The organism is Bdellovibrio sp. BCCA (genome assembly GCF_037996825.1).
Lineage (GTDB): Bacteria > Bdellovibrionota > Bdellovibrionia > Bdellovibrionales > Bdellovibrionaceae > Bdellovibrio.
In genome coordinates this window covers 905,653-932,651 of sequence record NZ_JBBNAC010000001.1, presented here as the reverse complement: position 1 = coordinate 932,651, position 26,999 = coordinate 905,653, and the positions used below count along the sequence as shown (strand labels likewise).

The window sequence follows — 26,999 nt, the reverse complement described above, 5'->3', positions numbered from 1 at the left end:
ATTATGAAATTGTCGCTCCTTCTTGTCGTTACTCTTTTCACCGTGGTTTGCGGAGCAGCTCCTGCTGGAAAAAAATCTTCTGCACCCGCAACTTCTGCACCAGAACTTTCTTTAAAAGAAAAAGCTCTTGCTGAATCTAAAATCGACGAACGCCAAGAAAAAGCCGCCGCTTCAGACGCCCAAGTTTCTGGAATGCTGACTTTGAAAGATCCTCGCCCTGAAGTCGTGACTCGTCCTTGGAAATACTTTGCCGCTTTCTCCGGTCAAATGTTTCAAGCTGAGGGAACAGCGACAAAACAAGGTTCCGGCACTTTTGACTTAAGCAAAAATGACAGCACCGTCATGCCAAGCCTTGAGTTGGGCGTGATGAGCGTTCCGTTCCAAACAAAAGCCGTTCTTTGGAAATTCGGCGTTCGCGGTAAGGCCGGATTTGCCTCCCAAAGTGTGGATGCTACTTTGGCTTCAGGTTACAAAATTGACGACGCCCGTTTGAACACAACAATGTTCAGCGTAGGTCCTATGATAGCCGTTTCTTGGGAGCGTCTAGCTTGGTTGTCTTTCACTTTGTCTCCCCAGTATGGAACTTTAAGTTACACACAAACAAGTTCTGACGACTTCGCGGCGTTCTCAAAATCGGCGGGTTTCCACGCTATGGGATACGGTCTTGATTTTGCGATCTCTAATAAATGGTCTCTTTTCACAGAATGGTCTCAAAGAAATCTCAACGACAGCAGCGAGATTGCTCTGCAAAAAGACAACTTTGAATTAGGAACAAAAGTAACATGGTAAAACTATTTCTAGCTCTTCTTAGTACGACAGCAATGCAAGGAGCTTGGGCCCAAAAAGCTCCCGCTCCGAAAGAAATTACTTTGAATCAAAAATCTGTTGCGGAACTTGTTTTGAAACAGGGACCTAAAACAATGGAAGTGAATTTGAAGTACCAACAGTTCCGTCTGGAACCTGTGAAAACGTTGTCAGCTTATGATTGGCAACTTTTGGTAGAAACAGGTTTCGAATACGACAAAACCGTGGGTCTTCTTTCCAACTCAAACCAGGCAGCCGACGTAAAGTACGAACGCTATAAAACTACGGCGAGTCTGAAAAAGCCTTTCACAACTGGAACGGTTTTAGGTTTAGAACTCAGCCGTCTTTCTCAAAAAGCGGAAGCAGAAGGCATTACTTCAAACCCTCCGATCCCAGAACAAACAGCTGATCTTGCCGGTTTAACTTTAGAGCAGTCTTTGTTAGGCAATTTTTTTGGTATTGCTGACCGTGGCGTTGTGAACGCAGCGGAGCTGACATACCAGGCAAACAACATCGCTCGTGCGAATGAACTTGAAGACGTCGTGCTTGAGGCGATCCGTCAGTTCTGGAACACTTATGTTTCACAAGAAAACTTCAAAGAAGCCGTGAACTCTCGCGACCGTTATAAAAAGCTTGTTGATGCAGTAAAAAGAAAAACGTCTTTGGGCTACTCCAACCCAGGCGATCTGCCGCAAGTTCAAGCAGAGTTTGAAACTCGCGAACAGAAAGTAAAAACGGCTTCAACAGACTATCTTGCAAACTTAGAAAATCTTCTGACACTTCTGGCATTGGAGCCAGGAACTGAAATCAAGTTCGAAGTTCCTAAAGACATTCCGCCAGTTCCAAAATTGGTTGAAAAGAAAGTGGAAGATCTTCGCTCGATCCGTTCGCAAAAACTCAAAGTCGAAGCGGCTCAAGAGTCTTTGGATGCCGCTCAATCACTAAGCTACCCGACTTTGAATTTCGTCGGCAAGGTTTATACTTCAGGCGCGGATGAATCGGCGGAAAATTCCTATTCTGAACTCGCTTCAGGAACTCATCCAAAATATTACGCGGGTCTTAAGTTCGCTTACAACTTTGGCTCCGACATTCAAAATGAAACTGTTATCAATAGAAAGCTTACGAAAGATCTGGAGCAAACTCGTTTGACCCGTGAACTTTCTGAAGCACAAAACTCAGAAGCCCAAGCACAGCGCAAGGTTCAGGCAGCTTATGCGATTGCTTTGAGCACTGAGAAACAGAAAGGCTTCCGTGAAAAGGCTTCGCAAGAGCTCAACCGCTCTTACAATCAAGGCCGTACGGATATTTCTGTGTTAATCACTGCAATGAATAATTTCTTCGACTCTGAGGTTCAGTACAGTCAAGCAGTGGGTAACTATGCCATCGCATTGAATGAGTGGGCTGCAGCCAGAGACGAATTGATTCCAGATGACTCTGCGTCTTCTGAATATAATAAATAAGAGGGGCACGTATGTTGAAAAAATTAATCCTTTCAGTTGCGATTCTAAGCTTAGCGGCTTGCGCATTTGATAAAGACAAATCAAAAAACAACTCGAAAGAGGCTGCGGACCTTCAGGAGCAATCCAACAATTTTGAAAAAGTGGTTGGAACTTACGGCGGAAAATTGACGACTCCAAGCTCACAACAAGACGTAGAGCTTCGTCTTTTTACATTGTCTGAGCCTATCGGCAAAAACTCTGACGGCGAAGACATCTACCGTTTGGTTTTGCGCGGAAACTACAAAAAACTCAACCCCGTAGGGCCTGGCTACAACTTCAAAATCCGTTACATCCCGCAAAGCTCTCAGTTGATCTTCACAAACTCCGTGGTGGGAACTGCGGGCGAAAGCAATTTGGGTCCTGACGACATTCACACGATCAATGCGCAAATTCGCGGACAACAAATTGTCGGCCAAGTAAAGTCTGTATCCGGTGTGATCGGTGCTTTGAACCTGACATTGTCTTCCACTGAAAACAATGTGCCGGGCAATAACGAGCAAAACGAATACTACGAAAGACTTCGTCGCCAGTACGAAAGCATCTCTGGCACTTATGCCGGTAACAACGTTGTCGATGGCAAAGCCAAATTCGGTTTTAAAATCACTTTGCAAGTTATCAAGGATGGCGCGGTTCCCCTGTTGATCGGAGAATTCAAACGTGATGACGATCCAGGTGAAACAGTCTCTTTGACGTTAACTGCGGTTTACCAACCAGAGTTGACTCCAGCGACTTTGACTTTGACGGGAAAGCCTCGCTACAACCCGAACAATTCTCCGTACCAAGCAACGTTTGAGGGAACTTTGATTGGTGACGAATACAAAGGTTCTTGGAGAACCAATATCAAAGGCTTTGAAGGCAATTTCGTCCTTCGTAAAGCTCACTAATTTTCCTTTACGGTGAATTTTCAAAACCCCGATCTAAAAAGTCGGGGTTTTCCTTTTTAAGAAAATCTCATCATTTTTTTCACAAAAATGATGTCCTCCCAGTCTATAATAGTCCCATGAAACTTTTCTCGATTCTTCTCGCTTCCCTTCTCAATGTGACCTCGGCTTCCGCACAAGATTGGCGTACGGCTTCGCGCGACAGTGCGGGCCTCGCTCCAGATTCTCACAAGGAAAAAGAAGCCGTGGTGCAGGTTTACGCTGCAAGGACGTTTGCTTGGCGTGGGTACTTCGCCGTGCACTCATGGATTGCTACCAAAGAAAAAAACGCTACCGAGTACACAACCTATCACGTGATTGGCTGGCGCGTGAACCGCGGCCTTGAAGCTGTCGTTATTCAGCACGATATTCCAGATCGCTACTGGTATGGCGCCAAGCCGGAGTTGCTTGAAGACCTGCGCGGAGAAGCCGCTGAAAAAGCGATCCCGCAAATTGATAAGCTCGCAAAAAATTATGCTTACAAGAATGTCTATCGCGCTTACCCAGGGCCTAACAGCAACACTTTTGTTTCGCACATTATTCGCAATGTGGATGAATTAAAAGTCGAGCTTCCGTCCAACGCCATTGGGAAAGATTGGATTAATCAAGGCGATCTTGTAGGATGGAGTGAATCCGGCACAGGTGTGCAAGTGTCCTTGTGGGGCCTTCTGGGTTTTACGTTGGGATTAAATGAAGGTGTTGAGGTCAACCTTTTGGGGCTTAACTTCGGCATCGATTTTTTAAGACCGGCTTTAAAACTTCCCTTGATCGGTCGCGTGGGCATGAAAGACAAAGCGTTTTAACGAGGACAACATGAAAGACATCATCGAAGAATCCATCAAGATTCACGCAACAGCGGCGGAAATTTGGAGTGCTCTCACTGACACCGATGAACTTGAAAACTGGTGGAGTGAAGACGTTGTTCTTGAACCTAAAGTCGGAGGAAAATTCCGCGAAGCTTGGGAAGATGACAGCGGCAAAGCTCAACTGGCTTCTGGAAAAGTTTTGACGGTGAAAGCAAAACAAGAAATCACCTTTACCTGGAAAGAAAAAGACTGGGTCAAGGACGCGGAAACTCGCTGCACGTTTCGCATTCAAGACGACAAATCACAAAGAGTTCTGACTGTCGTTCACGAAGGATGGAACACATTACCCGAGGCAAAGCGCGCGCAGGCAATCAAGGACTTCACTATTGGTTGGAAGTATCACTTAAAAGAACTCAAAGCTTATCTTGATGACTAGTAACGCACTTGCGCTACCAAAAGTAAGTCCGTACCTCTAGGAGCCCTTTTCTTTTTTCTCAAGCTCTGCCCAACGAGCATAAAGCTTTTCGATTTTTCCCTGAAGATCGGCAATCACACTGTAAAGCTCTTGCACCTTGGAAGCTTGGCTTACGACTTCAGGCCTTTGAGATTCTTCTTGTGCAACACTCAACTTTTCTTCCAGCTCTAAAATCGTGGCTTCCATGTTTTCCAGTTCAAACTTTTCTTTGAACGAAAGCTTCACAGGTTTCGAAGAAGATTTCGCTGCTTCTTTTTTTGCTTCAGCTTCACGCTTAAGTTCTGCCGCTTCGATTTCTTTTTGTTCTTCAAACCACTCTTCCCATTGCAGATAGCCCGCAAAGTTTTCAAGTGATGTTGTGCCATCAGATTTTTTATGGAAAGCAATGATTTGCGAAGCCACTTGATCCATGAAGTAACGATCATGGGTCACAAGAATCACAGCGCCATTGAATTCTTTTAAAGATTCTTCAAGAACCGTCAACGTCGCCACATCCAGATCATTTGTTGGCTCATCGAGAATCAAAACTTGGGCTTCATTAAGCATCAACTGCGCCAGACGCAAACGGCTTTGCTCGCCGCCCGAAAGTTTTTCGACCGGAAGATCCATTTGCTGACGATTAAATAAAAACCGCTCCAAATAACTGCGCGCAAAGACATACTGTCCCTGATAGTGAACATAGTCCCCATCAGACACGATGTTTTTAAGAACCGACTCTTTGGGTTTTAAGGTTTCGCGATTTTGTTCAAAGTAGGCGACTTTTAATTTATCAGCACGCGCCACGCGCCCCGTATCCGGCGCTTCTTCGCCTAACAAAATACGAATCAATGTGGATTTGCCAGAACCGTTATCCCCCAGCAAGGCCAAACGTGTTTTGGGCGAAACCAAATAAGAGAAATCTTTAAAGAGCACGCGTCCATCATAAGCCTTGGTCACGTGATCCACTTCCATCAGCTTTTGCGGATTGCGTTCAGCGTCTTTAAATTCAATTTTCGCTACACGAGCGGCATTTTTCACCACCAGCTCTTGGACGTCATCCTTCAACGTACCCGCTCTTTCGATACGGGCTTTTTGTTTTGTCTGACGGGCTTTGGCTCCGCGACGAAGCCATTCGGTCTCACGACGAAGAGTGTTCTTTAAAACCAATTCGCGCTGTTCTTGTGCATTGATCAAAAGATCTTTGGCTTCAAGATAATCTAGGTAGCCACCTTTAACAGAGAGCAAGTAATTGGGATTCTTGGGATCAAGATCAAAGATCTTATTCGTCACACGCTGCAAGAACAAACGATCATGGGTGATGATCAATGTTGCAAAAGGAGCCCGCTCTAAAAATTCCTCAAGCCATTTAATACTTGTCACGTCCAAGTGATTCGTCGGCTCATCGAGCATCAAAAGTTCAGGTTCAAGGATCAACTCGCGCGCCAAGGCCACACGCTTTCTCCAACCGCCCGAAAGATCTTTCACTAAAAAATCTTCGCCGAATTGAGAAAGCTCCAAGCGCGCCATCCATTCATAGGCCGCGCCCAAAGACTCATGATGATCTGCAGTTTTACTTAAGACCGCTTCAAGAATAGTTTCGCCGTCTTTAAAATGAGGCGTCTGCTCCAGAAATCCCAAGCGCAGACCTTTTTTCATCGTCACGTCGCCTGCATCTGCTTCCATTTGCCCGGCGAGGATGCGCAATAAAGTGGACTTCCCGGCTCCATTTGGACCGACAAGTCCCACGCGTTCACCTTCTTCAATGCCCAAACTGACATTGCGAAACAAAGATTTACCGGCAAAAGATTTTTCGAGTTTATATGTACTGATCAGAAGCATGGCTTAAAGTACGTTGATTTAGATCTATTCGCTACGTTTTTTACCAATATCCGCCAGGATTTTTTCAATCGGAGTGATGAACTCCCCTGAACAGCCTTTATTCGAGCAACGCTTCACTTGAACCGCAGAGTCATCATCAGATTTTTGAGTAAAATCAGATTCACCGCTAGACAAAATACCGACAAGCTGATGGGTTTTAGCCGAAAACACCGGCGATCCCGAGTTCCCCTCAAAGACATCCAAAGTCGACACATAGACTTGTGATTCAGGAACAATTTTACGGATTTTCCCTAAGGCCTTCTTCATAAAACTGCCCAACGGATATCCCAGGGAGTACAGGCTGTCTGCTACCTGAGGGCGTTTAAAAGCTGACGAGTTTAATACAAAGCTACGACGTCCAATATTTTTTTCCATGCGGATCAGAGCATAATCCAGTCCCGCGCCGTTGATGTCATTGCGGTACTTCACGACTTCCTTACATGCGATTGCCGTTGTCACCTGACTGTCAGCGGAAAAGTGAAAAACAATGTTCGTATTTGCACATGAAAAATCATTTTCAACACAATGACCGGCCGTCAAAACGAGATCATCGCCAAGAAAGATTCCGGAACAAAAAGCCAATGCAGGCTGATCGCTCCATGAAAGATCTTCCACGCCATAAACTTCGCCAACACTGTAAATCGCTCTATTTTTTTTGTATTGATCGTAAAGAGATTTTTTAACAAGAGCCACACTGGCTTCAGAGTTTGGCGCTTCGCCAGTGACGTCGCGGATCGAATCGTCACCATAAATAACCTGGGAAGAGTCTCTGTTATCGAGTTCTAAAGCAGACGTGGGTGCGGCTTCAAACCCGCACCCTGCCATCTTTATACATAGAACTCCAAGAAGGAGGACCTTCCAAATTCTCATTAGTGTCCTCTTGTATCCATTTCGTCTTCAGCGTGAGCACCTGCCAAGTGGCCTTCCAACCATTTTTCTTCGATGTTGTCTTTACCAACAACTTCTTCAGATGTTCCCACTTTTTCGATTTGATAAGTCGCTGTCGCTACTTCTTTATCCAAACGGTCTTTCACCGCGATACGAACCAAAGCGTCTTCACCTTTTTGAGCGATTGCACGAACCGCATCAAGGCTCAAGTCACCTTTAAGTTCCGTTGTTACACCATCGATAGAGATCATTTTCTTAAGACCTGCACGTTGCGCGTCTTTACCAACAAGTTCGAACTTCATAGAGTCATCCGCAGAAACCATTTTGATATCCAAGTCCCAGTGGCGAGCCATTGTCGCCGCTTTTGGACGTGGAAGCTTTGCAAAGTTACCGGCTTGTAGAGCTGCGATCTCTGAAGAAGATTTGCCCTCTACGAATTTCAACAAGTCCGCGTAAGTTCCGCATTTTACTTCTGGTTTCGAGCACACTTCGTTTGCGAATTCGTAGAATACTTCAAGGTAAGCACCGCTCATCCAGCTAGAGAAGTGGTGACCGATATGAATGGGCGCACGGTTGCCGTAGTAGTTCGTATTAAAGTAAGAACGATAGATGTTCAACATGTTGGCTTTTACTTTTGCTTTTTGTTCAGCAGAGATCGCCTTCAAGCAGAATTTATCATTGTTCTTGATTGTCTTACCTTTTTTAGAATCGTAAGCCGTGACACTCATCGCATCTGGCTGTTCCGCCAAAATTCTTGCAGAGTCACGCACGCAGAAGTTGTAATCCATAGAGATCCAACGACGCGCACCACCTGGCTCTTTCACTTCAGCCAATGGGAAGTTCCAAGTGCCGTAAGAGTTTCTTGTCGGCCAGTAGTTTTCCATCGCAGTTTTAGACGTGTCGTATTTAAATCCATAACTTGCCAGTGTCGGATAAAGACCTTTGCTCACACCCAATTGCGGAGCGCGGAATCCCACGATGTCTTTAAGGAAGATCAAAGAGTTGTACTGACGAGACGTCGTACGCAATCCATTGATTGAGAACATGTTTTTAACAATATAATCAAATTGGCTGAATTCAGATTTCCAATCGTCTTCCGTCCAACGGCTGCCGTCAAAGTGACCAACCGCATGCGAACCGATCTCGTGACCTTCACGATACGCATCGTTCATTTGGTTTACGCGCTCAGAAACATCCGGATTGTCATCGCCCCAACCAATCGCAGAACCGCGATTTCCACCTGGAGCTTTATAAATAGATTTCGTTGCGGGAGTTAATAGATAAACGGGGTTGATGAAAAAAGTAAAATGCGTATCAACGCCTTCTGTTTTCTTGTGCTTCGTGAAATCACGAGAGTATTGCCAGATTTCATTATTGTACGAGCCGTCAAATGCAAACGCGACAAACTGTGGAGGTCTTTCCACTGTCTTCGTTGTTTGTGCCCACGCGAAGTGTTGCGTGAATAGAGACAAAGTCACTAGGCCCTTAGCCAATAAATTCTTCTTAGACATACTTCCTCCCGAAAAATTAATGATTCGAAGAAGTAAAATGCAACGGCTATACCCCCGGTCTTTCAAGGGTTTACGTCACTTGGCCTGTCTAAACTTTGTACGAGGAACAATTAAGGCTTAGCAATGTCTCAGGGTGAGACGAGGACCAGAGAGGCCGGAAAAGCCTCTCTGGAGTCTGGAGATATGAAAAATTAACGATTGATCGCCGGAACTTGAATTTGACCAGGAGCTGCTCGCAAATATTCAGGCACAGAAGTTCTAAACTCTGCCAAGCCACCGGTACGAACCGCACCACCTGTCGCTGAATAACTTGGATGTTGGTAGTTTACGAAACGACCTTCATCCACCAAGAAATAACCTCTGAAATTCGAAGCACCTTTGTTTTTCTTGTCGATGTTATAACGGTCGCCTGATTTACCCGAAGCCGCTGACTTCGTATAATCAAGACCCATCACTGTTGGATAATGATTCACTTCGTAAATACCTTGCTCAATTAAGTTTGCAGAACTCACACGAACACCTTGTGAACGGATTGTGTTCGCATCAGCCGTCAAACCGCCCGACTCTGCCGCGCCATTTGTTAACAACATAAATTCCCAACGGAATGGATTATTGTAAGCACTTCTGTAGCGAGAGTACGGAGCCACTTCACGAGTCGCTTCTCTTGCATAAACGCGGTAGATATCTGTACCCACCGGCAACAAATGCCTCATGTAAGCAACTGCTCTGTTTTCCAAACGTGTGCAACCGTGAGAACCTGGATTAGAGAAGAAGTTGATCATCTTACCACGAGTCATCTCGATAGGTTTCGCACCGTCTTTACCCCAACCGATAGTTCCGTGGATCCATTGGTAGTTCACGCCGTCTTCACCTTCAGGAGAAAGTTTCGCCGCATACCAACCAAACGCACCGTAATTCGACGTCTTACCTTGAGAGTTTTTAACAATCCATTTTCTTCCACCCATCAACAGACTCATGCTGTCTGTCACTGGATCTGGAATCGTGCTAATGTTTTGACCTGGAGTGTACCAACGAGGATAAAAACCAAGACCGTCTTGATAGAACTTCACCCACGAAGCAATGCGACCGTGACCCACCCACGTTTTAAACGCGTTAGGATCACTGTCAGTTCCCTCTTCAGGACGACCGACAACTGTGTCTGTCTCCATCACCAACGTGTGAGGGCAACCCGGAGACATTGTACAACGCTCATAGATACGTGTCTTTTCTGTCGCGATATTCTGAATCACAAAATACTTTGAGTTCGACTCTGGAACGACAACAAGAACCGCACTTAAGTAGTCTTTTGAAACATATAGCTCGGGAGCTGCTGTGCTTGAGATATTTGAAGACTTAATAATCTTCACTTGCACCAAAGGTGTGGCTTCGTTCAACACATCATAAATTTCTACGATGTCGTTTTTCACAAGCTTACCGACAACATTATTTGCCGTCGTCGAGTTGCTTGAACGAACGTTCAAAGAATCTGCAGAGATATAATATCTCTGACCAACAGTAAGCTGGCTCTTAGCTACGGCCACACTCCCTTGGGATTGGGCTTGAGCGGGGGTACCAGCAAGAACACTCAAAAGAACTGCAGCGGCAGCTCCTAATAAATGGGCTTTCATATCATCTCCGTTCCATTATCTCGAGGACGGGAGAGCAAGAAGCGTGGCATGAAAAACCCGTAATCATTTCGAATATAAAAGAGATCGCAAAGCGACCCATGAAACAAATTCCTAGTGAAGCCCAAAGTACGCCCTCGGCGTTCGCAGGAATTTCGTGTAACGTTGACTAAAGAGTGGTCACTCAAAACCGAGATCTTGATGACGCTTTTCTAGCATCTCAAGATAATCTTCGCGGTCGACATATTTGCCTCCCATACTTCCAATAACGGGAGTCACCATTTGCACATCAATCCATTCGTGACCTTGGCTTTGCAGAAGCTCAACAAGAAACCACAGCGCCAATTTTGAAGCGTTGGTTTTTTTATAGAACATACTTTCGCCACTGAAAACACCTTCGACAAGAACGCCGTAAATTCCACCGATCACGATATTGTTTTCGCGCACTTCAATCGAGAGACAGTATCCCTCTTTAAAAAATTCCAAATACGCGCGTTTCATCATAGGTGTGATCCACGTCCCTTCTTGTCCAGGACGCGGCTGTTTTGAACACTCTTCAATCACTTGGTGAAAGTCTTTGTTGACGGTGAAATCTATTTGCGGATTTCGGCGGCGATAGCGACGCAGGCTTTCTGGAACCTTGAAGTCTTTGAATTCTAAAATACCACGCTGTTCAGGAGAAAACCAAAGCATAGGAAGTCCCGGCTGAGGCCACGGAAAAATTCCGCGAGAGTAAGCCGCATACAGCGTTCCCACATCTAACTTTCCTCCGACCGCAATGATTCCTTCGGCAAGCGTGTCGCGAGCGTCAGGAAAATCCACTGAGGAGTGCTGAACCTTTACGACCATTATTTCCCCTGATACGTCACTCGGTAAATAACGCCGGCCTTGTCGTCAGAGACAAGCATGGAACCATCACTCAGAACCTCCACGTCCACAGGGCGTCCCCACGCCGAATCCCCTTGCAGCCAACCTTCGACGAATCCATCTACTTTTTCCACCTGGGAACCGTTTAATTTCACAAAGGTCAAACGGTAGCCTTGAGCTGTGGAGCGATTCCAAGACCCGTGCTCCGCAAGAATAATACTGTTTTTATATTCCGCCGGAAACATGTTCCCTGTATAAAAACGCATTCCCAAAGCGGCGACATGCGCGCGCAATTCCGCAACAGGCGGAGTAAAGTTCCTGCACGATTTTCCTTTGCCAAACTCAGGATCTAAGATGTCTTTGCCGTGACAACCAGGGAAACCAAAATTCTCCCCGATTTTTGTTAAACGGTTCAACTCGTCAGGCGGGCGGTCGTCTCCGAGCCAATCACGTCCGTTGTCGGTGAACCAAAGTTCTTTCGTCGTCGGGTGAAAATCAAACCCCACGGTGTTGCGAATTCCTTGAGCGATTTCTTCTTTTGAATTTCCATTCACATCAATTTTGTAAATGCGCGCATATTCTTTTCCTGGATCGCAAATGTTGCAGTTTGCTCCGACCGGAACATACAGCAAACCATCGGGACCAAAACGAATGAACTTCCAACCATGATGAGTATCGGAAGGAAATTTTTGTTCTAAAATACGCGAAGGCTTCATTGGCAATGCCGTCTGTTTGCTGACGTCAAATTCAAGAATGCGGCTGATCTCAGCGACATAAAGTTTTCCATCTTTGTAGGCCACGCCATTGGGAGTATCGAGGCCTTGCGCTAAAACTTGTGCCTTTCCATTTTGCACAACATAGACTTTGTCTCCACTGCGAGTGCCAACAAAAATACGGCCATCAGGCGCTTGCGCCAAAGAGCGTGCTCCAGGCACGGTGGCCCATACGGAGACTTTAAATCCTACAGGCATTTTTAGTTTTTCAAGAGGAAGTTTGGCAGCAAAGCCCGACGATATAAAAAGCAACGAACCTACGAATAAAAGAACTTTGAAAAACATTTTCATTTTCTATTCTCCGTTTCTTGCCACACAGACATCGCACTTTCCGCAAGGAGTTTCGTGCTCATGTCCGAAGTAGTGATAAATTTTGTTCAAGCGGCATTCCGAATCTTGCGTCGCCCACTGAACCATCTTGAGCAGTTTTGTATTCTGAGCTTTTAAAATCTCCGCTCCATTTTCCGTCGCGAATTGTTCATCTGTTGGCGCATGCACACAAACGTAAGGAAACGGATCCTCGGATTTTTCCAGACATCCCCAACGCTCCAGAATACTCACCGCCGCTTCCGAACGGAAATCTCGGCGATTTTTGAAGTTCATTTGCTCGCGCAAGAAATCAAAACCGCCCTGATCGACTTGCATGCGTTTTTCATCAATCAATTGATAGATTTTACGAATGAACTCAGGTTCCGGATGCGACCACTTTAAAAACTCCATCTGAATCGTGACATCATCCTGATCGTAGAGCAAATGACAAAAGGACTCTTTGCCATCTCTCCCCGCGCGTCCGACTTCCTGGAAGTAAGATTCCAAAGAACTCGGTGTTTCTGCATGAACCAAAACTCGCACGTTGTTTTTGTCAATTCCCAAACCAAACGCCGGAGTGGCAATCATCAGCGGCGAGGCTTCCGTGATAAATCTTTTTTGATTGCGCTTGCGATCCGGCGGAGGAAGGTCTCCATGATAAATCAAGTGATCAATGCCCAAGCGATTTAATGATGAGGAGATTTTTTTTAGCGTTTGAATAAGAGAGCAATAAACAATCGCTGCTCCATCGTGCTGATGACGAAGTCCCACGATCGCGCGAATTTTTTCATCGATGCCGTAGATATCATGAACATTCAAAGCGAGATTCGGGCGCTCGATGCCTGCAGAAATAATCTCTGCCTCTGGCATAAACAATTTTGCGAGAATATCTTTTTGCACTTCCGGTGTCGCGGTCGCCGTCAAAGCCAATGTCGGCGGGTTTCCTAAGAGCGCACGGAACTCCCCCACACGCGAATAATCCGGGCGGAAGTCATGCCCCCATTGCGAAATACAGTGAGCTTCATCGACAGCCAAAAGCTGGATCTTTCGGCCTTTGATCGCCTCTAAGAATTCAGTTTTGCGAAAACGCTCGGGCGTCACATAAAGCAGTTTATAGTCTCCGGCGGCAATCCGAGCCTGCCTTGACAAACGCTCATCCCGACTCAATGTTGAACTAAGAAATGTAGCGGGAATCCCCAGGTCTTGGGCCTTAAAAACCTGATCTTGCATGAGTGCGATTAGAGGCGAAATAACCACGACCAATCCCTCGCGAATCTTGGCCGGAAACTGAAAGCAGAGGCTTTTTCCCATTCCAGTCGGCATTAATGCGAGGAGATTTTCATTTGCCCAAACTTTGCGCAAAATGGCTTCTTGCTCTCCTCGAAACGAGGTAAAATTAAAATTCGTGGTCAGCAGTTCGTGGAGGTCCGTCATGCCACCAAGTTTACGTCAATCCTAGGCAATAGCCATTTCGCATTGCATTGCGTCACTAGCCTAGCCTAGAATCTTCTTTTGCACTCGGCTTTATTTGGTGATAATCCGAATGCTTTCATAAATATAACTATTAAAACAACGACCAATTAAGAAGGGTAAAGTTATGTCCAAAAAATGGAATATTGATATGGTCAGAAATATCGGTATCTCGGCTCACATCGACTCGGGAAAAACGACGACTTCTGAGCGTATTTTGTTCTATGGAGGCCGTATCCACGCTATCCACGAAGTTCGTGGTAAAGACGGCGTCGGTGCAACAATGGACTCCATGGATCTAGAGAGAGAAAAAGGTATCACTATCCAGTCTGCGGCGACGCAAGTTCACTGGAAAGACTACACAATCAATTTGATCGACACTCCGGGGCACGTGGACTTCACAGTTGAAGTTGAACGTTCTCTTCGCGTTCTTGACGGTGCCGTTCTTCTTCTTTGTGGTGTTGCCGGCGTTCAATCTCAATCCATCACTGTTGACCGTCAAATGAAACGTTACAACGTTCCTCGTTTGGCTTTCGTTAATAAGTTGGATCGCCAAGGTGCGAACCCATACCGTGTTACTGACGCTTTGATCGAAAAATTGCGCTTGAACGCTGTGATGATCCAAATCCCAATCGGTTTGGAAGATCAACACAGAGGTCACGTTGATTTGACTGATATGAAGTCTTACATCAATGAAGGTGAAAGCGGAGAAAACGTTGTTGTTGGCGAGATCCCACCGGATCTAGTTGAAACAGCGAAAAAATACCGTCAGATCATGATCGGTAAATTGGCTGATATCGACTCTGCTATCGAAGAGAAATTCTTGATGGAAGAAGAGCCGACAACTGAAGAGATTCGCGCTGCTATCCGTAAAGGAACTATCGGCTTGAAACTTGTTCCGGTTCTTTGCGGTTCTGCTTTCAAAAATAAAGGTGTTCAACGTTTGATGGACGCGGTTACTTACTACCTTCCGTCTCCTGCTGAGAAAAAAGAGCAAGCTCTTGATCTTGACAAGAACGAAGAGAAGTTTGACCTCTTCCCAGACAACAACAAACCGTTGGTTTCTTTGGCGTTCAAACTTCAAGAGACTCCATTTGGTCAGTTGACTTACATGCGTATCTACCAAGGTAAGATGGCTAAAGGTGATTTCATCGTGAACCAAGTGAACAAGAAATCTGTTAAGATTCCTCGTTTGGTTCGTATGCACTCTGATAAGATGGAAGACATCGATACAGCTTACGCTGGTGACATCGTTGCGTTGTTCGGTATCGACTGTGCATCTGGTGATACTTTCTGTGACGAGAACATCCACGCATCTATGCAATCTATGCACGTTCCAGACGCGGTTATCTCTTTGGCAGTTGCTCCTAAGGACAAAACTGCTGCGAATAACTTCTCTAAAGCGTTGCAAAAGTTCCGTAAGGAAGACCCTACATTCCGCGTACACCGTGACGAGGAATCAAATGAGACTATCATCTCTGGTATGGGTGAGTTGCACTTGGAAATCTACGTTGAGCGCATGAAGCGTGAGTTCAACTGTGAAGTGATCGTAGGTCAACCTCAGGTTGCTTACCGTGAGACGATCTCTCAAGAAGCTGCATTCGATTACACTCATAAAAAACAAACGGGTGGTTCGGGTCAGTACGCGAAGATTGTTGGTAAAATCGTTCCATTGCCTCCGCAAGAAGACGGTTCTGTATTTAAATTCGACAACAAAGTTGTGGGTGGTCGTATTCCAAAAGAATTCATCCCAGCTGTTGAAGAAGGTTTCAAAGAACAAACTGTTAAAGGTCCACTCATTGGTTTCCCAATTGTTGGCGTTGAAGTTGTTCTTGAAGACGGTGCTTACCATGACGTCGACTCTTCATACATGGCGTTTAAAATCGCTGGTATGGCGGCTCTTCGTGAAGTGTACGCTGCTGCGAAACCAACAGTTCTTGAGCCTATCATGAAGCTTGAGACAACTGTTCCAGACGAATACCAAGGTTCAGCGGTTGGTCAAATCAACCAACGCCGTGGTACTATCGTAGGAACTACTGCTTTCGAAGGTAACTGCGTTATCGAAGCGGAAGTACCATTGACTGAAATGTTCGGTTACTCAACTGATCTTCGTTCTGGTACTAAAGGTAAAGGTGAGTTCTCTATGGAATTCGCGAAGTACGCTCCTGTACCTCGTAACATCCAAGAAGAACTTGCGAAGAAATACCAAGCAAAGCGCGCAGCTGAGCAGAAGTAGCTAGTCTACACTTCGGCTTCGCCGAAGTAATGCTAGTTCTTAGTTAGAACTTCAAAGCCCCGGTGGAAACACCGGGGCTTTTTTTTGCCCAAATCGAAACTCTCGGTGCGCGCTGTGGGTTGGCTTTAGTAAGGCTAGTTCTACGGAAGGCACGCCATCCGGGCTCAATCGTCGCCACTGCTTTGCAGTGGTACGCGCCATCGTGGCGCCGACGAAGGCCTTCCTACGTACTAACCTTACTAAAGCCAACCCACAGCTCGACAGAGGTTTTGGGCAAATAAAATCCCCATCTTTCTTCGTCTTTGTAAAAGGTGCCTGCTTCTTTTTTCTGGCTATAGTGCGCAAAAGTATTGAAGGCTATTTACAAGACGATTGCAGTGCAGCCCATTCTTGTTTTGTTAAAAGTGGTTCTGATTTTTCGGATTTGATGTCCTCTTTGAACTTTTGAATTCGGTCTTCGTTGAGGGGATGTGTTGATAGGAATTTTGGAATCTCTATCCCCTTCTTTTGATTTCTTTCGAAGAAGTTGATGATTCCTTGGGTGGAAACGTTGGCGGCTTTTAAACGTGTTCTTGCGCCTTCGTCGGCGCTTGCTTCCATGTCTCTGTCATAGTTGAGCGATAATAAGTTTGCTGCCGTTTGTGGGTCTACCAACAGGGCTCCTGAGGCGTCGCCTGCAGCGAGGCTTAAGAATGATGTTAAGAGTGTTCCTCTTACGATGGTCTCTAAGACGTGGCGTTGTTTTACGTGTTCTATTTCATGTGCTAGAACGCCGGCGATTTCTTCTGGAGATTGTGCTTTTTGCAACAAGCCATTGTAAATCCAGATTTCAGCGCCTGGCAGAGCGAAAGCATTTTCTATCGGATTCTTCACTATGTGAATTTGTATGCCGAGATTTTTATCTTCCGCTGATTGTGGATAAATTCTGGAAAGAAGTTTTTCTAAAGCAAAACTTTCCTCAAGGTTTAGAGTGCAGTAATCGGGCTTAGCGAAACTGATCGCCGACGACAGTAGCTTTCTTTCGGTTTCGTGACTTACTTTTTTTGCTAAAAATTTTGTGACTGGCTTTACGCTCATGAATAAAAGCGAAACAGCTGCGACAATGCCTGCGATCCAGAATAGAACTTCTTTTGTGCCAACGTTAAGCGGACCTTTTTTTGGAACGGATGTTTTTCCTTGAAGCTCTTTTAAGAAATTCTTGTCTAGAATTTCTAATCTCGCATCGTCTTCTCCCTGACAAGCCAACATCACTATCGAAAGATGCGTGCTATCGCGGTAAATTAATTTCAACGGCCAGTGATCCAGAATCTCTCCCTCTTTGATGATTTCAAGAACGGCGTTCTTGATACTCACTTCAACAAGGTGAGACTCCGGCTTTGTGCCATCAAAATACTTTGCGCGATAAGAAGTCATGAAATTAGAAACCTAAATCCAAATCGTACTCCGCTACGATATCGTCCGCCATTGCACTTCCGTCGCTGGCGCGTTGTTGGATGGAGCTCAAGTCTAACGCCCCTTCGACATAAATATTTTCCGTGATTTTACGCAATCCCCAAGAAAAGATCCAAGGCACGGCCAAACCAAAAGAAAAGATCGCGCCAAAGTAGGCAACAAGTCCATAGATGAAAACCTCTTTGCCGGCCATCGTGAATTCAAAGCGCGCATTCTGGAAGCTCGTGTGTTTTAAACGAAACTTGATGAGGTTTGCCATAAACCACGGCGAATAAATTCCCAGTGTAATAATAGAGAGGAAAAGACCTTTACAATAAAGCTTAAAGTAATCGTCATCAGTTCCATCATATTTAAAATACGCCGATCCCAAACGAGATCTATTGGTCAAATAAGTTCGAACTTTATTGCGGAAAATAGAATAATAAAATCCAAGTGTAAGAATCGAAAACAAAATGCCTTTAAGATAAAGTCTGATGAACTCTTTTATTGAGGCCTCATCTTTATCAACACCGAAGCGAATTTGTCTCCACAGCGTGCGTGAAAGGCGGTAGCGAAGCCCCGAATACGTCGCAATGGCAAAAACAAAGACATAGAAAAACGGAACGATGATAGCCAGCGGAATTTTTAAAACTGGCAGCAAAGTTTCCAGTGCTTTTGAAACGACAACCAGAACAACAATCAAACCAAAGAGCTTCATCCATCCACGAAAAAGTTCTTTGCCCGTGCCGACATAGGTGCCGCCGTCGCCCATGAATTTTATATTCTCCCAAATATAACGACGCATATTTGTTTTAGCCCATGGACGATAAATTCCGAGAGTAATGATCGTGAAGAAAAGATTCTTCAACATGAGCAAGGCCATGTCGCCTCCGTCACCCATGTATGAGAACTGGAAACGGCCTTTCTGTATAGTGGTCTCTGCCGATACATCCACGTGCTGACTCCTTTGAAGTTTTGAACCCCTAAAGGATCGGCGAACTAGACCTTAAACATTAATGAATTTACAAATTTTCTAGCTTTGAGACGGAAAAAAACTCCGAATGGAAATTATCAGAAAACTCTTGGAAGAATTATGTTGCGGTTTTTTAGTCTCATTAAAATAAATAAATTTGATGATTAAAAAATATCATGATTAAGATTATCTATGGATATTGATGTCTTAAAATATTTTAAAACCATTGCCCGAACCGGAAACATGAGTCGTGCTGCTCAAGAGCTTCACGTCAGTCAGCCGACTCTGACCGTGGCTATTAAAAAACTAGAAGATATGTTGGGTGTAACTCTTTTTGAAAGATCAAAAAAAGGCGTGACCTTAACTCCATCAGGTCTTCAGATTTATCAATATTCAGATCAGATGATTGAGCTTTGGGAAGAGATGTTGCGTGAAGCGGGATCCTTAGACCAAACCGTCAAAGGAACGATTCGCTTGGGAGTGCACCCTTCCGTTGCCAGATATACACTTCCCGTTTTTCTTCCGGCTCTTTTGAAAGAGCATCCATTACTGAACATTCAATTGATGCACGATTTGTCTCGCAATATTTTGCAAATGGTTCGTGATAGCTTGATCGATGTTGGCCTAGTAATGAATCCCGAAAAACATCCTGATTTAATTATTAAGGAAGTCTGTGAAGACGAGGTCACCGTATGGAAGAAGAAAGGTTCTGTCATCAGCGACACTTTGATTTTTGATTCAAATCTTTTTCAAGCTCAGACAATCTTGGAACGTCTGCAAAAAAAAGGAATTCGCTACTCGCGCAAAATTTCTTCTTCCAATCTCGAAGTTATCGCGAGTCTCTTGCAAGCCGGAGCTGGTCACGCCATTCTTCCAAAACGCGTTATCCTTGCAAACACAGCTTCTATCGAAGAAGCCCACGAACAAATTGCGAGCTTTAAAGATTCATTGTGCTTAGTTTATCGCCCCAGCCTCAAACGCTCCGCCACTGGCAAAGCATTTATTGAAGCCGTAGCGAAATCCAAGTTCTAAGTGCCTCGACCATCGACTTGAAGTTGTCGACCGATATTAAACTGAGACGTAAATCAACCGAAATAGGTTGGTGTTTATTTCTCAGTGATAGGACAGCAACATGGATCGCAGCGAGTTGATTGCAGAAATCAAGAAACAGCTTCAGGAAGAGTTGAAGCAATACAAGTCTTCCCTTGCCGATAAAATTCCTGATGAACAAAAGAAACAAGCTAAAGAGATGAAAGACACCGCAACGGCCTTCGTCAAAGAAAATCCGTGGGCGTCTGTCGGCATGGCTATTCTTGCCGGCTTTGTCATCGCGCGCATGATTTATAGAAAGAAGGAGGACTAAAATGATGAAGCTTCTTCTTCCTCTGATTTCATTTTTCCTGGGCAGTGCCAAGAACCTTTTTAAAGAGCCCGGTGTTGCAATCACTCAACAGTTGGTTTTGCACCTTAGATCTCTGGGTTTGATTATCACTTCCTGTGTTGGCGCATTGGCGTTGTTCTGCGTAGGACTTTCTTTGTTGATCGCCCGTATCGCAGGGCAGTTCGACAACAGTGAAAGTTTCTATTTTTCTACGAGCATGTGGATCTACCTTGGTATGACAGTGATCTCAGCCGGAGTTTTGATTTACACTTTAAGAAAAGACACTTGGCTTAAAGCAATGGGCTTCGAACAAAAGCCACAAGCCGCTTCCGGAAAAAGCAGCGCACTAGAAAGTGCAGTAGCTTTATTGGTTATGGACTTTGTCGAAGAACGACAAAGCCGAAGAAAAGAAAAACAAGATCGAGAGCAAGCCAGCTAAATAAAAAAAGGGAGTCAACTCCCTTTTTTATTCTAAATTTTTCGATTTTTTAGAAATTGATGCAGTAAGTGTCCGTATCTGAAGAGACTACTTTTTCAGTCGCTTTATGAACTGTAGTTACAGTCGTTGTTGTGCAAAGCTCTGTCGGGCTTACTGCTTGGCGTGTGATAATAGTGTAAACGATCACGTCACCACGATCTTCTTTTTTGGATGTTGTGGTCACAGGTTGGTGCGAACTTCCTGGAGCATAAAAAATCTCTCCGATCATTCCGCCTTCACCACTGCCGCCTTCGTAACCACCACCATCAAAAGAACCGCCATCACGATCGTTGCCTTCGTAAGTTTCCTGACGCGGATCTACGTCTTCGTTTCCGCCTTTACGCTCGTCACGGTCTTTTGGAGCCGGTTCTGATTTACCTTTTTTAGCTGAAACAACATCTTGAGAAGCCTGAGAAACTCCCGCGTAAGAAACCAAAGAAAATGACACGAGAACTGCAAGCAATAATGACTTCATGATGACTCCTTTTTTGTTTTAAAAAAGAAGCATCTAGCACAAATAAAAAGCCCCCGCCATCCGCGAGGGCTCCCCTTACCATATTTTCACGATTGACGACTATTTAGACACAGGAACGACCTCATGGAGGAAATCCATAAAGGCTTGCCAAGAGCGACGGTCCGCCGCCTCATTGTATGCAACTCCCTTTGATGGATCATTGCCCGCTTCTTTTTGCGTGAATGCGTGCACGGCACCTGAATAAGCAATGAACTGATAGTCTGCCTTAGCATCATTCATCTCTTTCATAAAGCCTTCAACCTCAGTCAGAGGAACATTCGGATCAATCGCACCATGCATGACTAGCAACTTAGGTTTTACGCTCTTAGTTTCCTGAGGGTTCGGAGTGGAAAGCCCTCCGTGAAAGCTCACAGCTCCTATGACAGGAAATCCAGCACGAGCGGCTTCCAAAGCTCCGGTTCCACCAAAACAATAACCTATAATCACGATACGTTTCGGATCTACTTTTTTATTTTTTGAGATAAAATCAAGAGCGGCTTTTTCTCTTTGTCTAAAAGATTTAATATCGCTTTTGTATTGAGTCGCAAGTTTGCCGGCTTCTTGTGGTGATCCCGGACGAACACCTTTACCGTAAATGTCTAAAGCAAAAGCCACATAACCTTGCTGAGCCAAACGTTGTGCACTGTTTTTTTCGTGATCTGTCAGTCCCATCCACTGATGCACAATCACGACTGCGGGACGAGGAGATGTCACTGTGTCGTCGTAAGCCAAGAAGCCTTCCAAAGTTGTTTTTCCATCTTTGTACTCGACGGGTTCTGTTTTGACGGCGGCATTACTATTTGAGCACATCACAAACCATTGCAGCCCCAACGCTGCCATAAGAGCGACCACGATCTTCATCTTGACTCCTTTTTCCTTTACCAAAGTCTATAAAAACAACTGCACCAGGGTCAAAAGTCCTTGTTATTACCTGCCGCGATACAGTTTTGCATCTTGCGTTATAGACATGAGCCTTCCCTGCTATGGTACACTTAAACATCTATGGAATATCACAGGCTTCGGCCGGTCACATTTAACTTCTCAGATTTACTTCATCTATGACTTTGATCATCGTTTTATTCTTTTCCACAATTGGAATTTCATTTTTATGTTCGATGCTTGAGGCGGTTCTGCTCACATCGACTTCGGCTTACATCGGAGTCCTTGTCAAAGAGAACCGACGAAGCGCCAAGCTTCTGGAACATCTTAAGGAAAACATCGACCGCCCTATTTCTGCTATCCTGACACTTAATACCGTCTCTCACACCCTTGGCTCCGCAGCGATTGCTTATCAAATTCAAATTCACTATGGACAAGAAGCTGTTACCGCAGCGTCTTTCGTTCTGACATTTTTGATCTTGGTAGTTTCAGAAATCATTCCTAAATCCATCGGAGCTTCTCACTGGAAAATGCTTTTGCCGTTTTCTGCCTACACCATTCAATTGATGATCATCATGCTTTATCCGCTGGTGATTATGTCAGAGTGGTTAGGTAAGTTGTTTTCTAAAAGCTCTGAAGATCCCGAAGTCACCCGCGAAGAAATTCTGATGACGGCAGAGATCGGTGTCGAAGAAGGAACTTTGAAAGGCAAAGAGTCCAACATCATCAAAAATCTTTTGATGCTCGATAAGATCTACGTTTCAGATATCATGACTCCGCGTTCGGTTTTCTTTGCTTTGGATAAAGAGCTGACAGTGGAAGATGTATTCATGAAGTACAAACCACTGCGTTTTTCGCGCATTCCGGTTTATTCAGGAAGTCTCGATAACATTATCGGTATGACTTATCGTTATAAAATTCACGAAGCTCTTTCTAACGACCAACATGACAAACCGGTTGGCGACCTTGTGACTCCGATTTCAAGTATTCCAGAGCGCATGACGGTGTCTCAGGTTCTCGATTTCTTTATCAAAGAAAAAGAGCACATCGCTTTGGCCGTTGATGAATACGGAATCGTGGCTGGTCTTGTGAGCTTAGAAGATGCTGTCGAAACACTTTTGGGTGTTGAAATCGTTGATGAGCTGGACAACGTCGAAGACATGAGAAAATTTGCGCTTGAACAATGGCAATTGCGCAAACAAAAACTCCGCAAGAGTTAATCCATGATCTTGTTTTATATTCCTTGCCCCGACAAAACTTCGGCTGAAAAAATCGCGCAGACTTTATTGGAAGAGAAAATTATTGGCTGCGCGAATATCATTCCGGGAATGGAGTCGATGTATTGGTGGGAAGGAAAAATAGAGACAAGCTCTGAATATATCCTAATCCTCAAGACATTGAAAACCCCTGACGCGCAGGAAAGAATCACAAAAAGAGTGCAAGAGCTGCATCCCTACGACGTTCCGTGCGTTATGACTCTCCCCGTCCTAGGAATCAATGACTCCTATAAGAAGTGGCTTGAAGAAAGCCTGAAATAACCTCTATGATCTCCTAAAACTCGTTGGGAGATCTTATGACAAAGCAAGAATTAGCGAAAAAAATCTACGACATCGCTCACTTGACGGGCGAATTCAAATTGCGCTCAGGCCAAATCTCGAACGAGTATTTCGACAAATATCGTTTTGAAGCGCAACCTGCTTTGCTTCGTGAAATCGCAAAACACATGGCTCCTCTTATTCCTACGGGTACTGAGGTATTAGCAGGTCTTGAAATGGGCGGTATTCCTATCGCAACAGCTCTGTCACTAGAAACAGGAATCCCTTGCGTATTCGTGCGCAAAGAAGCCAAAGAGTACGGCACTTGCAAATTTGCTGAAGGCTTAGAAATCAAAGACAAAAAAGTTTGCGTGATCGAAGACGTTGTGACAACAGGCGGACAGGTCGTACTTTCAACAGCCGATCTTCGCTCGATTGGTGCACAGATCAGCCACGTTCTTTGCGTGATTCATCGTGGTCCCGTTTTCCCAGAGCCAAAACTTGTTGAAGTCGGTTTGGAACTCACGCCTCTATTTAAAAAATCAGATTTCTAATCGCCATTCCTTTCAAGGGAGACTGGACCAAAGTCTCCCTCTTAAGAAATCCCGTCTTATTCCGATAATAAGGACTGGTTTACTACCAGGAGTAAGGGATGAAAACATACCAGCAAATCCTAACCATCGCAGCCATCGCATTCACTTCCGCAACCAGCTTCGCGGGCTATGATGAGTTCAATTGCCGCAGCAGTGGTCAAAGACTCAAAAACACTTATTTAGAATGTGTCTCCTGCGGTGCTCAAAAATATTTCGCAGACAAAGCCGATGGTAGAGAAGTCGTTCCGTCTGAAAAGTGGCTTGCCCTTTTAGGGACAATGGCTGTTCAACATATGAAACTCGATGACTCAGGAAAAAATAATATCGCAACAAACTTTGATGCGAGAGCAAACTATCAACGAGTCGTCATTTCTATGTTACGTGATTATGGCTTTTGCCAAAAGTACATCAGTAAAGACTGGTCAAAAAGAGCCACCGAAAAAAGTTCTGACGTTGCACCTAACGATTGGGAAAGTGCTATCTATCCCGGTTTAACCAGAAATTCGAATCTCGATTATAAAGCGATGAAAAGCCTAGGTAAATATTACGGTTTTGATAGTTCATTATTCGGATGGGACGCTTCCGAAAACATGAACTATTTACTTTTAAACAGCCCCGATCCTTTTAAGAGCAACAACCCCAGCGATGCAGCCGATAAAAAATTCGCTGATAAATATCCTACGTACAATGTCGGACAGTCTAAAAGTGAACGCAGACCTTCCTTCGTGAGAAGACTTAAACAAGCTTTACAATCAGACTACGACGTTTCTGGAGAAAAAAAATCCGGTGGTGACCGTATTGTTCAGTCTGGAGACAAAGACAATGGTCTTACAGAGTGCCTCCGCGAAATAGAGAGAATGCAAGAAGGCAAAGGAGATCCTTTATTAAATTCTTTCCTTCAATCTCAAACTGAAAATAGCAAGTTTTGCAGAGAAATGACCGCTTCGTGCGAAATCAGTTCCGATGTTTGCGGATCGTCAGTTTCTTCTCCTACTCCTACAAGTTCCGGAAGAGTTCCTTTAGCTCCACCGCCAGGGCCAAGACAAAAACAAGGACAAGGCGTAAAATAAAAATGTGTGGCGTGTTCTTTGGAAACCGCCACCACTTTTCCCCTTATATTATGTTTTCTAAATTTAATATTTATCGTACCAAGTCAGGCATCGCTGATATTCGGAAGTATCATCTTCCATAAGAGCTTCATAAAGATTTCGGTATGAAAAAGATCTAAATTCCGCATTACTACCAATTCCTGCGGCCCTATCATCCACCTTACCATCAATACCCTTAAACTTATCATTTAAGAAGGAATACAATCTCGGCAAATTCTTTGCTGTATACTCATTTACATCCCAACGATTAAAATTAGCTCGAATGGCCTTTAGTTTTTTAGCTTCTATCAATTCCAGTTCTTTGATTGTTTTCGACTCTAAGAAATGGAATTCATCTTCACTAAAAGAAATAATACTATTCAGGTCAAGTAGCCATTCTACTGTCGGATAGGTAACACTTTGAAGAAGTTGCTGCCGTTGTTCGGCCGAGAGAACTCCAATTTTGTCTTTTAAATATTGCACACTATAAGGGTCTCTTATTTCGACAAAGAACAAAAGCAACTCAAAGACACCGTTTGTAATCGGTCCTTCTGTATCCTCTATGAGCTTCAAAAGGGGCGCCCATGACTGCACTCGTTCATACCTTAGCGAAATATCAATATACCCAGCCTTAAAATTCTTGATGCTTTCCAAAACAGTCTTTCCTTCTACAACTCGTAGTACCGGATAATTGGTCTCCCAATAGTTCGAGAGAAAAGTGGAAGGCGACATGAGTGAATAAACTGCATCTTTCCTCATTTTTTCATCGGCTTTTGGTATTGCCTCTTTAGAAAGATCCAGAAAGTTATTTGGAGAGTCATCCAGAATTGAATAGATACGATATTTTGTACCCTTTCTAAACTTGTAAAGTGAACCACCTTTAGATAAAGCATCTAAAAACAGACTATCTTCACCACTTTTGATAAGAAGCTCCATCGCTGTAAAACCGCCGACTCCATATTCATTAAGATCTTTGCTTGTCGCTTCTCGAAGTAATCTATATACAAGGTCTTTATCTTCTTTTTTTGCCGCGAGTAAAAGTTTGTCCGGAAAAGCAATATCCGAGGACTTCAAGATTTCTTGTTGCAACTCCTCCTTCGTCATCCCGATTTTCACAGGAGCAGGAGTCGCTGGAGCTTTTTTATCAGGATCTTTTTGAAATGAGCACGCCGACAACAGCATAGTTGAAGCTACTATCAATGAGAATGAAGCCTTTGTTTTCATTATCACATCCTCTTTCACTTACCGAATTACTTCTGACACTTCTTCGCAATCGCGCTTTCAATGGCCAGCAATTGCAGAGATGGATTTTCGACCGTCCACTGCCATTTGAAATCACGGCAATCTTGCCACCACGGGAAAACCATTTTACCAAATGTCTCACCACCTTCTTCGTCACGAAGCAAACGTTTAAAAACTTCGCGCTCGATAGATCCGTAGGTGTTCGCAGGTAAAATCTTTTTTTGAATAAGATCGATAGCGACTTCAACCGTTGTGACAAAACCAATTTGTCCAGGCAAGGTAGGATACTTCGATTCACCCAAAGAAGAATAAGCTTCACGGATATAACTCACATGAGGAATCTGCGGATACTCTTTCACCATTTGATCATAAACAACAGTATCAAACTGACCGTTGTCGCCGAAATAAATTACCAGCTCAGGTTTCTTTTTATCAAGCAACTTACGAATCACTTTTTGCTTTAGCTCAGGATCTTGCTTGATCCCCATGTTCATATCAAGCTTCGTGATCGGAAAATCATTTTCTTCTAAAAAGTCTTCATGCTTGTCACGCATCAAAAGCCACGGCGCCAAACTGACATAGTGAAACTCGATATCCTTGTGAGATTTTTTAAGCAACTGATAAAGCTCCGGCATTCCGGCAAAGCGGCTGGTTTCATCCACAAAAGAGGTTGCCGCTCCTTCTTTAGTCAAAACGTGAGTCACTTTAATTGTGTCATCGATATCAGAGATAACAAGAATCTTAGCCAACGCCGCTTGCGAAACAAGGGTCAAAGAAAGAATTAAGGCTGAAAACTTCATCATATCTGCTCTCCGTAATCGCTTAAAGATGCGACCAAAAAATAG

26 protein-coding genes are annotated in these 26,999 nt (G+C 44.4%); 13 read left to right on the top strand and 13 right to left on the bottom strand.

The genetic code is table 11. The features are described 5' to 3' along the window. Window positions 1–3: 3 nt before the first annotated feature. The 5 genes from AAAA78_RS04615 (at window position 4) to AAAA78_RS04595 (ending at window position 4,465) form a co-directional block, all read left to right on the top strand. On the top strand, window positions 4–789 hold the full coding sequence (locus tag AAAA78_RS04615; protein WP_340590584.1) for a hypothetical protein: 786 nt from the start codon (window positions 4–6) through the stop codon (window positions 787–789). Further along, on the top strand, window positions 783–2,264 hold the full coding sequence (locus AAAA78_RS04610; RefSeq protein WP_340590583.1) for a TolC family protein: 1,482 nt from the start codon (window positions 783–785) through the stop codon (window positions 2,262–2,264). The genes AAAA78_RS04615 and AAAA78_RS04610 overlap by 7 nt, the downstream gene beginning before the upstream one ends. Window positions 2,265–2,275: 11 nt before the next feature. Further along, complete coding sequence (locus tag AAAA78_RS04605) at window positions 2,276–3,187, top strand: hypothetical protein (RefSeq protein WP_340590582.1); 912 nt, start codon at window positions 2,276–2,278, stop codon at window positions 3,185–3,187. 116 nt (window positions 3,188–3,303) lie between these two features. Beyond that, the gene (locus tag AAAA78_RS04600; RefSeq protein WP_340590580.1) at window positions 3,304–4,026 is read left to right on the top strand and encodes a DUF3750 domain-containing protein; all 723 of its coding nucleotides are present in this window, start codon (window positions 3,304–3,306) and stop codon (window positions 4,024–4,026) included. A 10-nt stretch (window positions 4,027–4,036) separates the two neighbouring features. After that, complete coding sequence (locus tag AAAA78_RS04595; RefSeq protein ID WP_340590579.1) at window positions 4,037–4,465, top strand: SRPBCC family protein; 429 nt, start codon at window positions 4,037–4,039, stop codon at window positions 4,463–4,465. A 36-nt stretch (window positions 4,466–4,501) separates the two neighbouring features. On the opposite strand, the gene abc-f is transcribed toward AAAA78_RS04595, so the two are convergent. The 7 genes from abc-f to AAAA78_RS04560 all read right to left on the bottom strand — a co-directional run bounded on the left by abc-f (window position 4,502) and on the right by AAAA78_RS04560 (window position 13,768). Continuing rightward, complete coding sequence (abc-f, locus tag AAAA78_RS04590) at window positions 4,502–6,322, bottom strand: ribosomal protection-like ABC-F family protein (protein ID WP_340590577.1); 1,821 nt, start codon at window positions 6,320–6,322, stop codon at window positions 4,502–4,504. Window positions 6,323–6,346: 24 nt separating this feature from the next. Then, complete coding sequence (locus AAAA78_RS04585) at window positions 6,347–7,231, bottom strand: trypsin-like serine peptidase (RefSeq protein WP_340590576.1); 885 nt, start codon at window positions 7,229–7,231, stop codon at window positions 6,347–6,349. Then, window positions 7,231–8,760, bottom strand: a complete 1,530-nt coding sequence (locus AAAA78_RS04580; RefSeq protein WP_340590574.1) for a hypothetical protein — start codon at window positions 8,758–8,760, stop codon at window positions 7,231–7,233. Before AAAA78_RS04580 ends, AAAA78_RS04585 begins: the two co-directional genes overlap by 1 nt. 191 nt (window positions 8,761–8,951) lie before the next feature. After that, window positions 8,952–10,388: a L,D-transpeptidase gene (locus AAAA78_RS04575; RefSeq protein WP_340590573.1), complete on the bottom strand. Its 1,437-nt coding sequence runs from the start codon at window positions 10,386–10,388 to the stop codon at window positions 8,952–8,954. 177 nt (window positions 10,389–10,565) lie between these two features. Continuing rightward, window positions 10,566–11,234 carry a leucyl/phenylalanyl-tRNA--protein transferase gene (gene aat, locus AAAA78_RS04570; RefSeq protein WP_340590571.1) on the bottom strand — a complete coding sequence of 223 codons (669 nt, stop codon included), beginning with the start codon at window positions 11,232–11,234 and terminating at the stop codon, window positions 10,566–10,568. After that, the gene (locus AAAA78_RS04565; RefSeq protein WP_445291995.1) at window positions 11,234–12,310 is read right to left on the bottom strand and encodes a PQQ-dependent sugar dehydrogenase; all 1,077 of its coding nucleotides are present in this window, start codon (window positions 12,308–12,310) and stop codon (window positions 11,234–11,236) included. Before AAAA78_RS04565 ends, aat begins: the two co-directional genes overlap by 1 nt. Window positions 12,311–12,319: 9 nt before the next feature. Next, on the bottom strand, window positions 12,320–13,768 hold the full coding sequence (locus tag AAAA78_RS04560; protein ID WP_340590568.1) for a RecQ family ATP-dependent DNA helicase: 1,449 nt from the start codon (window positions 13,766–13,768) through the stop codon (window positions 12,320–12,322). 163 nt (window positions 13,769–13,931) lie between these two features. Between AAAA78_RS04560 and fusA the strand changes: the two genes are divergently transcribed. Continuing rightward, a complete protein-coding gene (gene fusA, locus AAAA78_RS04555; RefSeq protein WP_340590567.1) occupies window positions 13,932–16,040 on the top strand; it encodes an elongation factor G in 2,109 nt (702 codons plus the stop codon). Between the two features lie 357 nt (window positions 16,041–16,397). On the opposite strand, the gene AAAA78_RS04550 is transcribed toward fusA, so the two are convergent. Together AAAA78_RS04550 and AAAA78_RS04545 are read right to left on the bottom strand one after the other, a co-directional pair. Then, window positions 16,398–17,453 carry a M48 family metallopeptidase gene (locus tag AAAA78_RS04550; RefSeq protein WP_340590565.1) on the bottom strand — a complete coding sequence of 352 codons (1,056 nt, stop codon included), beginning with the start codon at window positions 17,451–17,453 and terminating at the stop codon, window positions 16,398–16,400. Window positions 17,454–17,457: 4 nt separating this feature from the next. Further along, window positions 17,458–18,372 carry a YjgN family protein gene (locus AAAA78_RS04545; protein WP_340593627.1) on the bottom strand — a complete coding sequence of 305 codons (915 nt, stop codon included), beginning with the start codon at window positions 18,370–18,372 and terminating at the stop codon, window positions 17,458–17,460. Window positions 18,373–18,636: 264 nt separating this feature from the next. On the opposite strand from AAAA78_RS04545, the gene AAAA78_RS04540 reads away from it, so the two are divergent. From AAAA78_RS04540 to AAAA78_RS04530, 3 genes are all read left to right on the top strand, one after another. Next, window positions 18,637–19,476, top strand: coding sequence for a LysR family transcriptional regulator (locus AAAA78_RS04540; protein ID WP_340590564.1), 840 nt, complete (start codon window positions 18,637–18,639; stop codon window positions 19,474–19,476). Between the two features lie 100 nt (window positions 19,477–19,576). Further along, complete coding sequence (locus AAAA78_RS04535) at window positions 19,577–19,807, top strand: DUF883 family protein (RefSeq protein ID WP_340590562.1); 231 nt, start codon at window positions 19,577–19,579, stop codon at window positions 19,805–19,807. Window position 19,808: 1 nt separating this feature from the next. Then, window positions 19,809–20,264: a hypothetical protein gene (locus tag AAAA78_RS04530; protein WP_340590561.1), complete on the top strand. Its 456-nt coding sequence runs from the start codon at window positions 19,809–19,811 to the stop codon at window positions 20,262–20,264. Between the two features lie 49 nt (window positions 20,265–20,313). Here the strand turns inward: AAAA78_RS04530 and AAAA78_RS04525 are convergent, their stop codons facing one another. Then, on the bottom strand, window positions 20,314–20,778 hold the full coding sequence (locus AAAA78_RS04525) for a hypothetical protein (RefSeq protein ID WP_340590559.1): 465 nt from the start codon (window positions 20,776–20,778) through the stop codon (window positions 20,314–20,316). A 99-nt stretch (window positions 20,779–20,877) separates the two neighbouring features. After that, window positions 20,878–21,678, bottom strand: a complete 801-nt coding sequence (locus AAAA78_RS04520; RefSeq protein WP_340590557.1) for a dienelactone hydrolase family protein — start codon at window positions 21,676–21,678, stop codon at window positions 20,878–20,880. A 197-nt stretch (window positions 21,679–21,875) separates the two neighbouring features. Here AAAA78_RS04520 and AAAA78_RS04515 point away from each other — a divergent pair, with 197 nt between their 5' ends. The 4 genes from AAAA78_RS04515 to AAAA78_RS04500 all read left to right on the top strand — a co-directional run bounded on the left by AAAA78_RS04515 (window position 21,876) and on the right by AAAA78_RS04500 (window position 24,894). Beyond that, the gene (locus AAAA78_RS04515; protein ID WP_340590555.1) at window positions 21,876–22,916 is read left to right on the top strand and encodes a hemolysin family protein; all 1,041 of its coding nucleotides are present in this window, start codon (window positions 21,876–21,878) and stop codon (window positions 22,914–22,916) included. Window positions 22,917–22,919: 3 nt separating this feature from the next. Next, entirely contained in the window at window positions 22,920–23,234 is a 315-nt protein-coding gene (gene cutA, locus AAAA78_RS04510; RefSeq protein WP_340590553.1) for a divalent-cation tolerance protein CutA, read from the top strand. A 35-nt stretch (window positions 23,235–23,269) separates the two neighbouring features. Further along, on the top strand, window positions 23,270–23,785 hold the full coding sequence (gene pyrE, locus AAAA78_RS04505) for an orotate phosphoribosyltransferase (protein ID WP_340590551.1): 516 nt from the start codon (window positions 23,270–23,272) through the stop codon (window positions 23,783–23,785). Window positions 23,786–23,883: 98 nt separating this feature from the next. Then, window positions 23,884–24,894, top strand: coding sequence for a hypothetical protein (locus AAAA78_RS04500; RefSeq protein WP_340590550.1), 1,011 nt, complete (start codon window positions 23,884–23,886; stop codon window positions 24,892–24,894). Between the two features lie 63 nt (window positions 24,895–24,957). On the opposite strand, the gene AAAA78_RS04495 is transcribed toward AAAA78_RS04500, so the two are convergent. Beyond that, window positions 24,958–26,136 (bottom strand): hypothetical protein, encoded by a 1,179-nt coding sequence (locus tag AAAA78_RS04495; RefSeq protein WP_340590549.1) that lies wholly within the window; start codon window positions 26,134–26,136, stop codon window positions 24,958–24,960. Window positions 26,137–26,162: 26 nt separating this feature from the next. Further along, a complete protein-coding gene (locus AAAA78_RS04490) occupies window positions 26,163–26,957 on the bottom strand; it encodes a phosphatidate phosphatase App1 family protein (RefSeq protein WP_340590547.1) in 795 nt (264 codons plus the stop codon). Window positions 26,958–26,999: the final 42 nt, after the last annotated feature.

What these genes read in the sequence shown, in the direction of transcription:
- AAAA78_RS04615 (WP_340590584.1), top strand. Translation starts at nt 4, where the DNA reads ATGAAATTGTCGCTCCTTCTTGTCGTTACTCTTTTCACCGTGGTTTGC.
- AAAA78_RS04610 (WP_340590583.1), top strand. Translation starts at nt 783, where the DNA reads ATGGTAAAACTATTTCTAGCTCTTCTTAGTACGACAGCAATGCAAGGA.
- AAAA78_RS04605 (WP_340590582.1), top strand. Translation starts at nt 2,276, where the DNA reads ATGTTGAAAAAATTAATCCTTTCAGTTGCGATTCTAAGCTTAGCGGCT.
- AAAA78_RS04600 (WP_340590580.1), top strand. Translation starts at nt 3,304, where the DNA reads ATGAAACTTTTCTCGATTCTTCTCGCTTCCCTTCTCAATGTGACCTCG.
- AAAA78_RS04595 (WP_340590579.1), top strand. Translation starts at nt 4,037, where the DNA reads ATGAAAGACATCATCGAAGAATCCATCAAGATTCACGCAACAGCGGCG.
- abc-f (WP_340590577.1), bottom strand. Translation starts at nt 6,322, where the DNA reads ATGCTTCTGATCAGTACATATAAACTCGAAAAATCTTTTGCCGGTAAA.
- AAAA78_RS04585 (WP_340590576.1), bottom strand. Translation starts at nt 7,231, where the DNA reads ATGAGAATTTGGAAGGTCCTCCTTCTTGGAGTTCTATGTATAAAGATG.
- AAAA78_RS04580 (WP_340590574.1), bottom strand. Translation starts at nt 8,760, where the DNA reads ATGTCTAAGAAGAATTTATTGGCTAAGGGCCTAGTGACTTTGTCTCTA.
- AAAA78_RS04575 (WP_340590573.1), bottom strand. Translation starts at nt 10,388, where the DNA reads ATGAAAGCCCATTTATTAGGAGCTGCCGCTGCAGTTCTTTTGAGTGTT.
- aat (WP_340590571.1), bottom strand. Translation starts at nt 11,234, where the DNA reads ATGGTCGTAAAGGTTCAGCACTCCTCAGTGGATTTTCCTGACGCTCGC.
- AAAA78_RS04565 (WP_445291995.1), bottom strand. Translation starts at nt 12,310, where the DNA reads ATGTTTTTCAAAGTTCTTTTATTCGTAGGTTCGTTGCTTTTTATATCG.
- AAAA78_RS04560 (WP_340590568.1), bottom strand. Translation starts at nt 13,768, where the DNA reads ATGACGGACCTCCACGAACTGCTGACCACGAATTTTAATTTTACCTCG.
- fusA (WP_340590567.1), top strand. Translation starts at nt 13,932, where the DNA reads ATGTCCAAAAAATGGAATATTGATATGGTCAGAAATATCGGTATCTCG.
- AAAA78_RS04550 (WP_340590565.1), bottom strand. Translation starts at nt 17,453, where the DNA reads ATGACTTCTTATCGCGCAAAGTATTTTGATGGCACAAAGCCGGAGTCT.
- AAAA78_RS04545 (WP_340593627.1), bottom strand. Translation starts at nt 18,372, where the DNA reads ATGGGTGACGGAGGCGACATGGCCTTGCTCATGTTGAAGAATCTTTTC.
- AAAA78_RS04540 (WP_340590564.1), top strand. Translation starts at nt 18,637, where the DNA reads ATGGATATTGATGTCTTAAAATATTTTAAAACCATTGCCCGAACCGGA.
- AAAA78_RS04535 (WP_340590562.1), top strand. Translation starts at nt 19,577, where the DNA reads ATGGATCGCAGCGAGTTGATTGCAGAAATCAAGAAACAGCTTCAGGAA.
- AAAA78_RS04530 (WP_340590561.1), top strand. Translation starts at nt 19,809, where the DNA reads ATGATGAAGCTTCTTCTTCCTCTGATTTCATTTTTCCTGGGCAGTGCC.
- AAAA78_RS04525 (WP_340590559.1), bottom strand. Translation starts at nt 20,778, where the DNA reads ATGAAGTCATTATTGCTTGCAGTTCTCGTGTCATTTTCTTTGGTTTCT.
- AAAA78_RS04520 (WP_340590557.1), bottom strand. Translation starts at nt 21,678, where the DNA reads ATGAAGATCGTGGTCGCTCTTATGGCAGCGTTGGGGCTGCAATGGTTT.
- AAAA78_RS04515 (WP_340590555.1), top strand. Translation starts at nt 21,876, where the DNA reads ATGACTTTGATCATCGTTTTATTCTTTTCCACAATTGGAATTTCATTT.
- cutA (WP_340590553.1), top strand. Translation starts at nt 22,920, where the DNA reads ATGATCTTGTTTTATATTCCTTGCCCCGACAAAACTTCGGCTGAAAAA.
- pyrE (WP_340590551.1), top strand. Translation starts at nt 23,270, where the DNA reads ATGACAAAGCAAGAATTAGCGAAAAAAATCTACGACATCGCTCACTTG.
- AAAA78_RS04500 (WP_340590550.1), top strand. Translation starts at nt 23,884, where the DNA reads ATGAAAACATACCAGCAAATCCTAACCATCGCAGCCATCGCATTCACT.
- AAAA78_RS04495 (WP_340590549.1), bottom strand. Translation starts at nt 26,136, where the DNA reads ATGAAAACAAAGGCTTCATTCTCATTGATAGTAGCTTCAACTATGCTG.
- AAAA78_RS04490 (WP_340590547.1), bottom strand. Translation starts at nt 26,957, where the DNA reads ATGATGAAGTTTTCAGCCTTAATTCTTTCTTTGACCCTTGTTTCGCAA.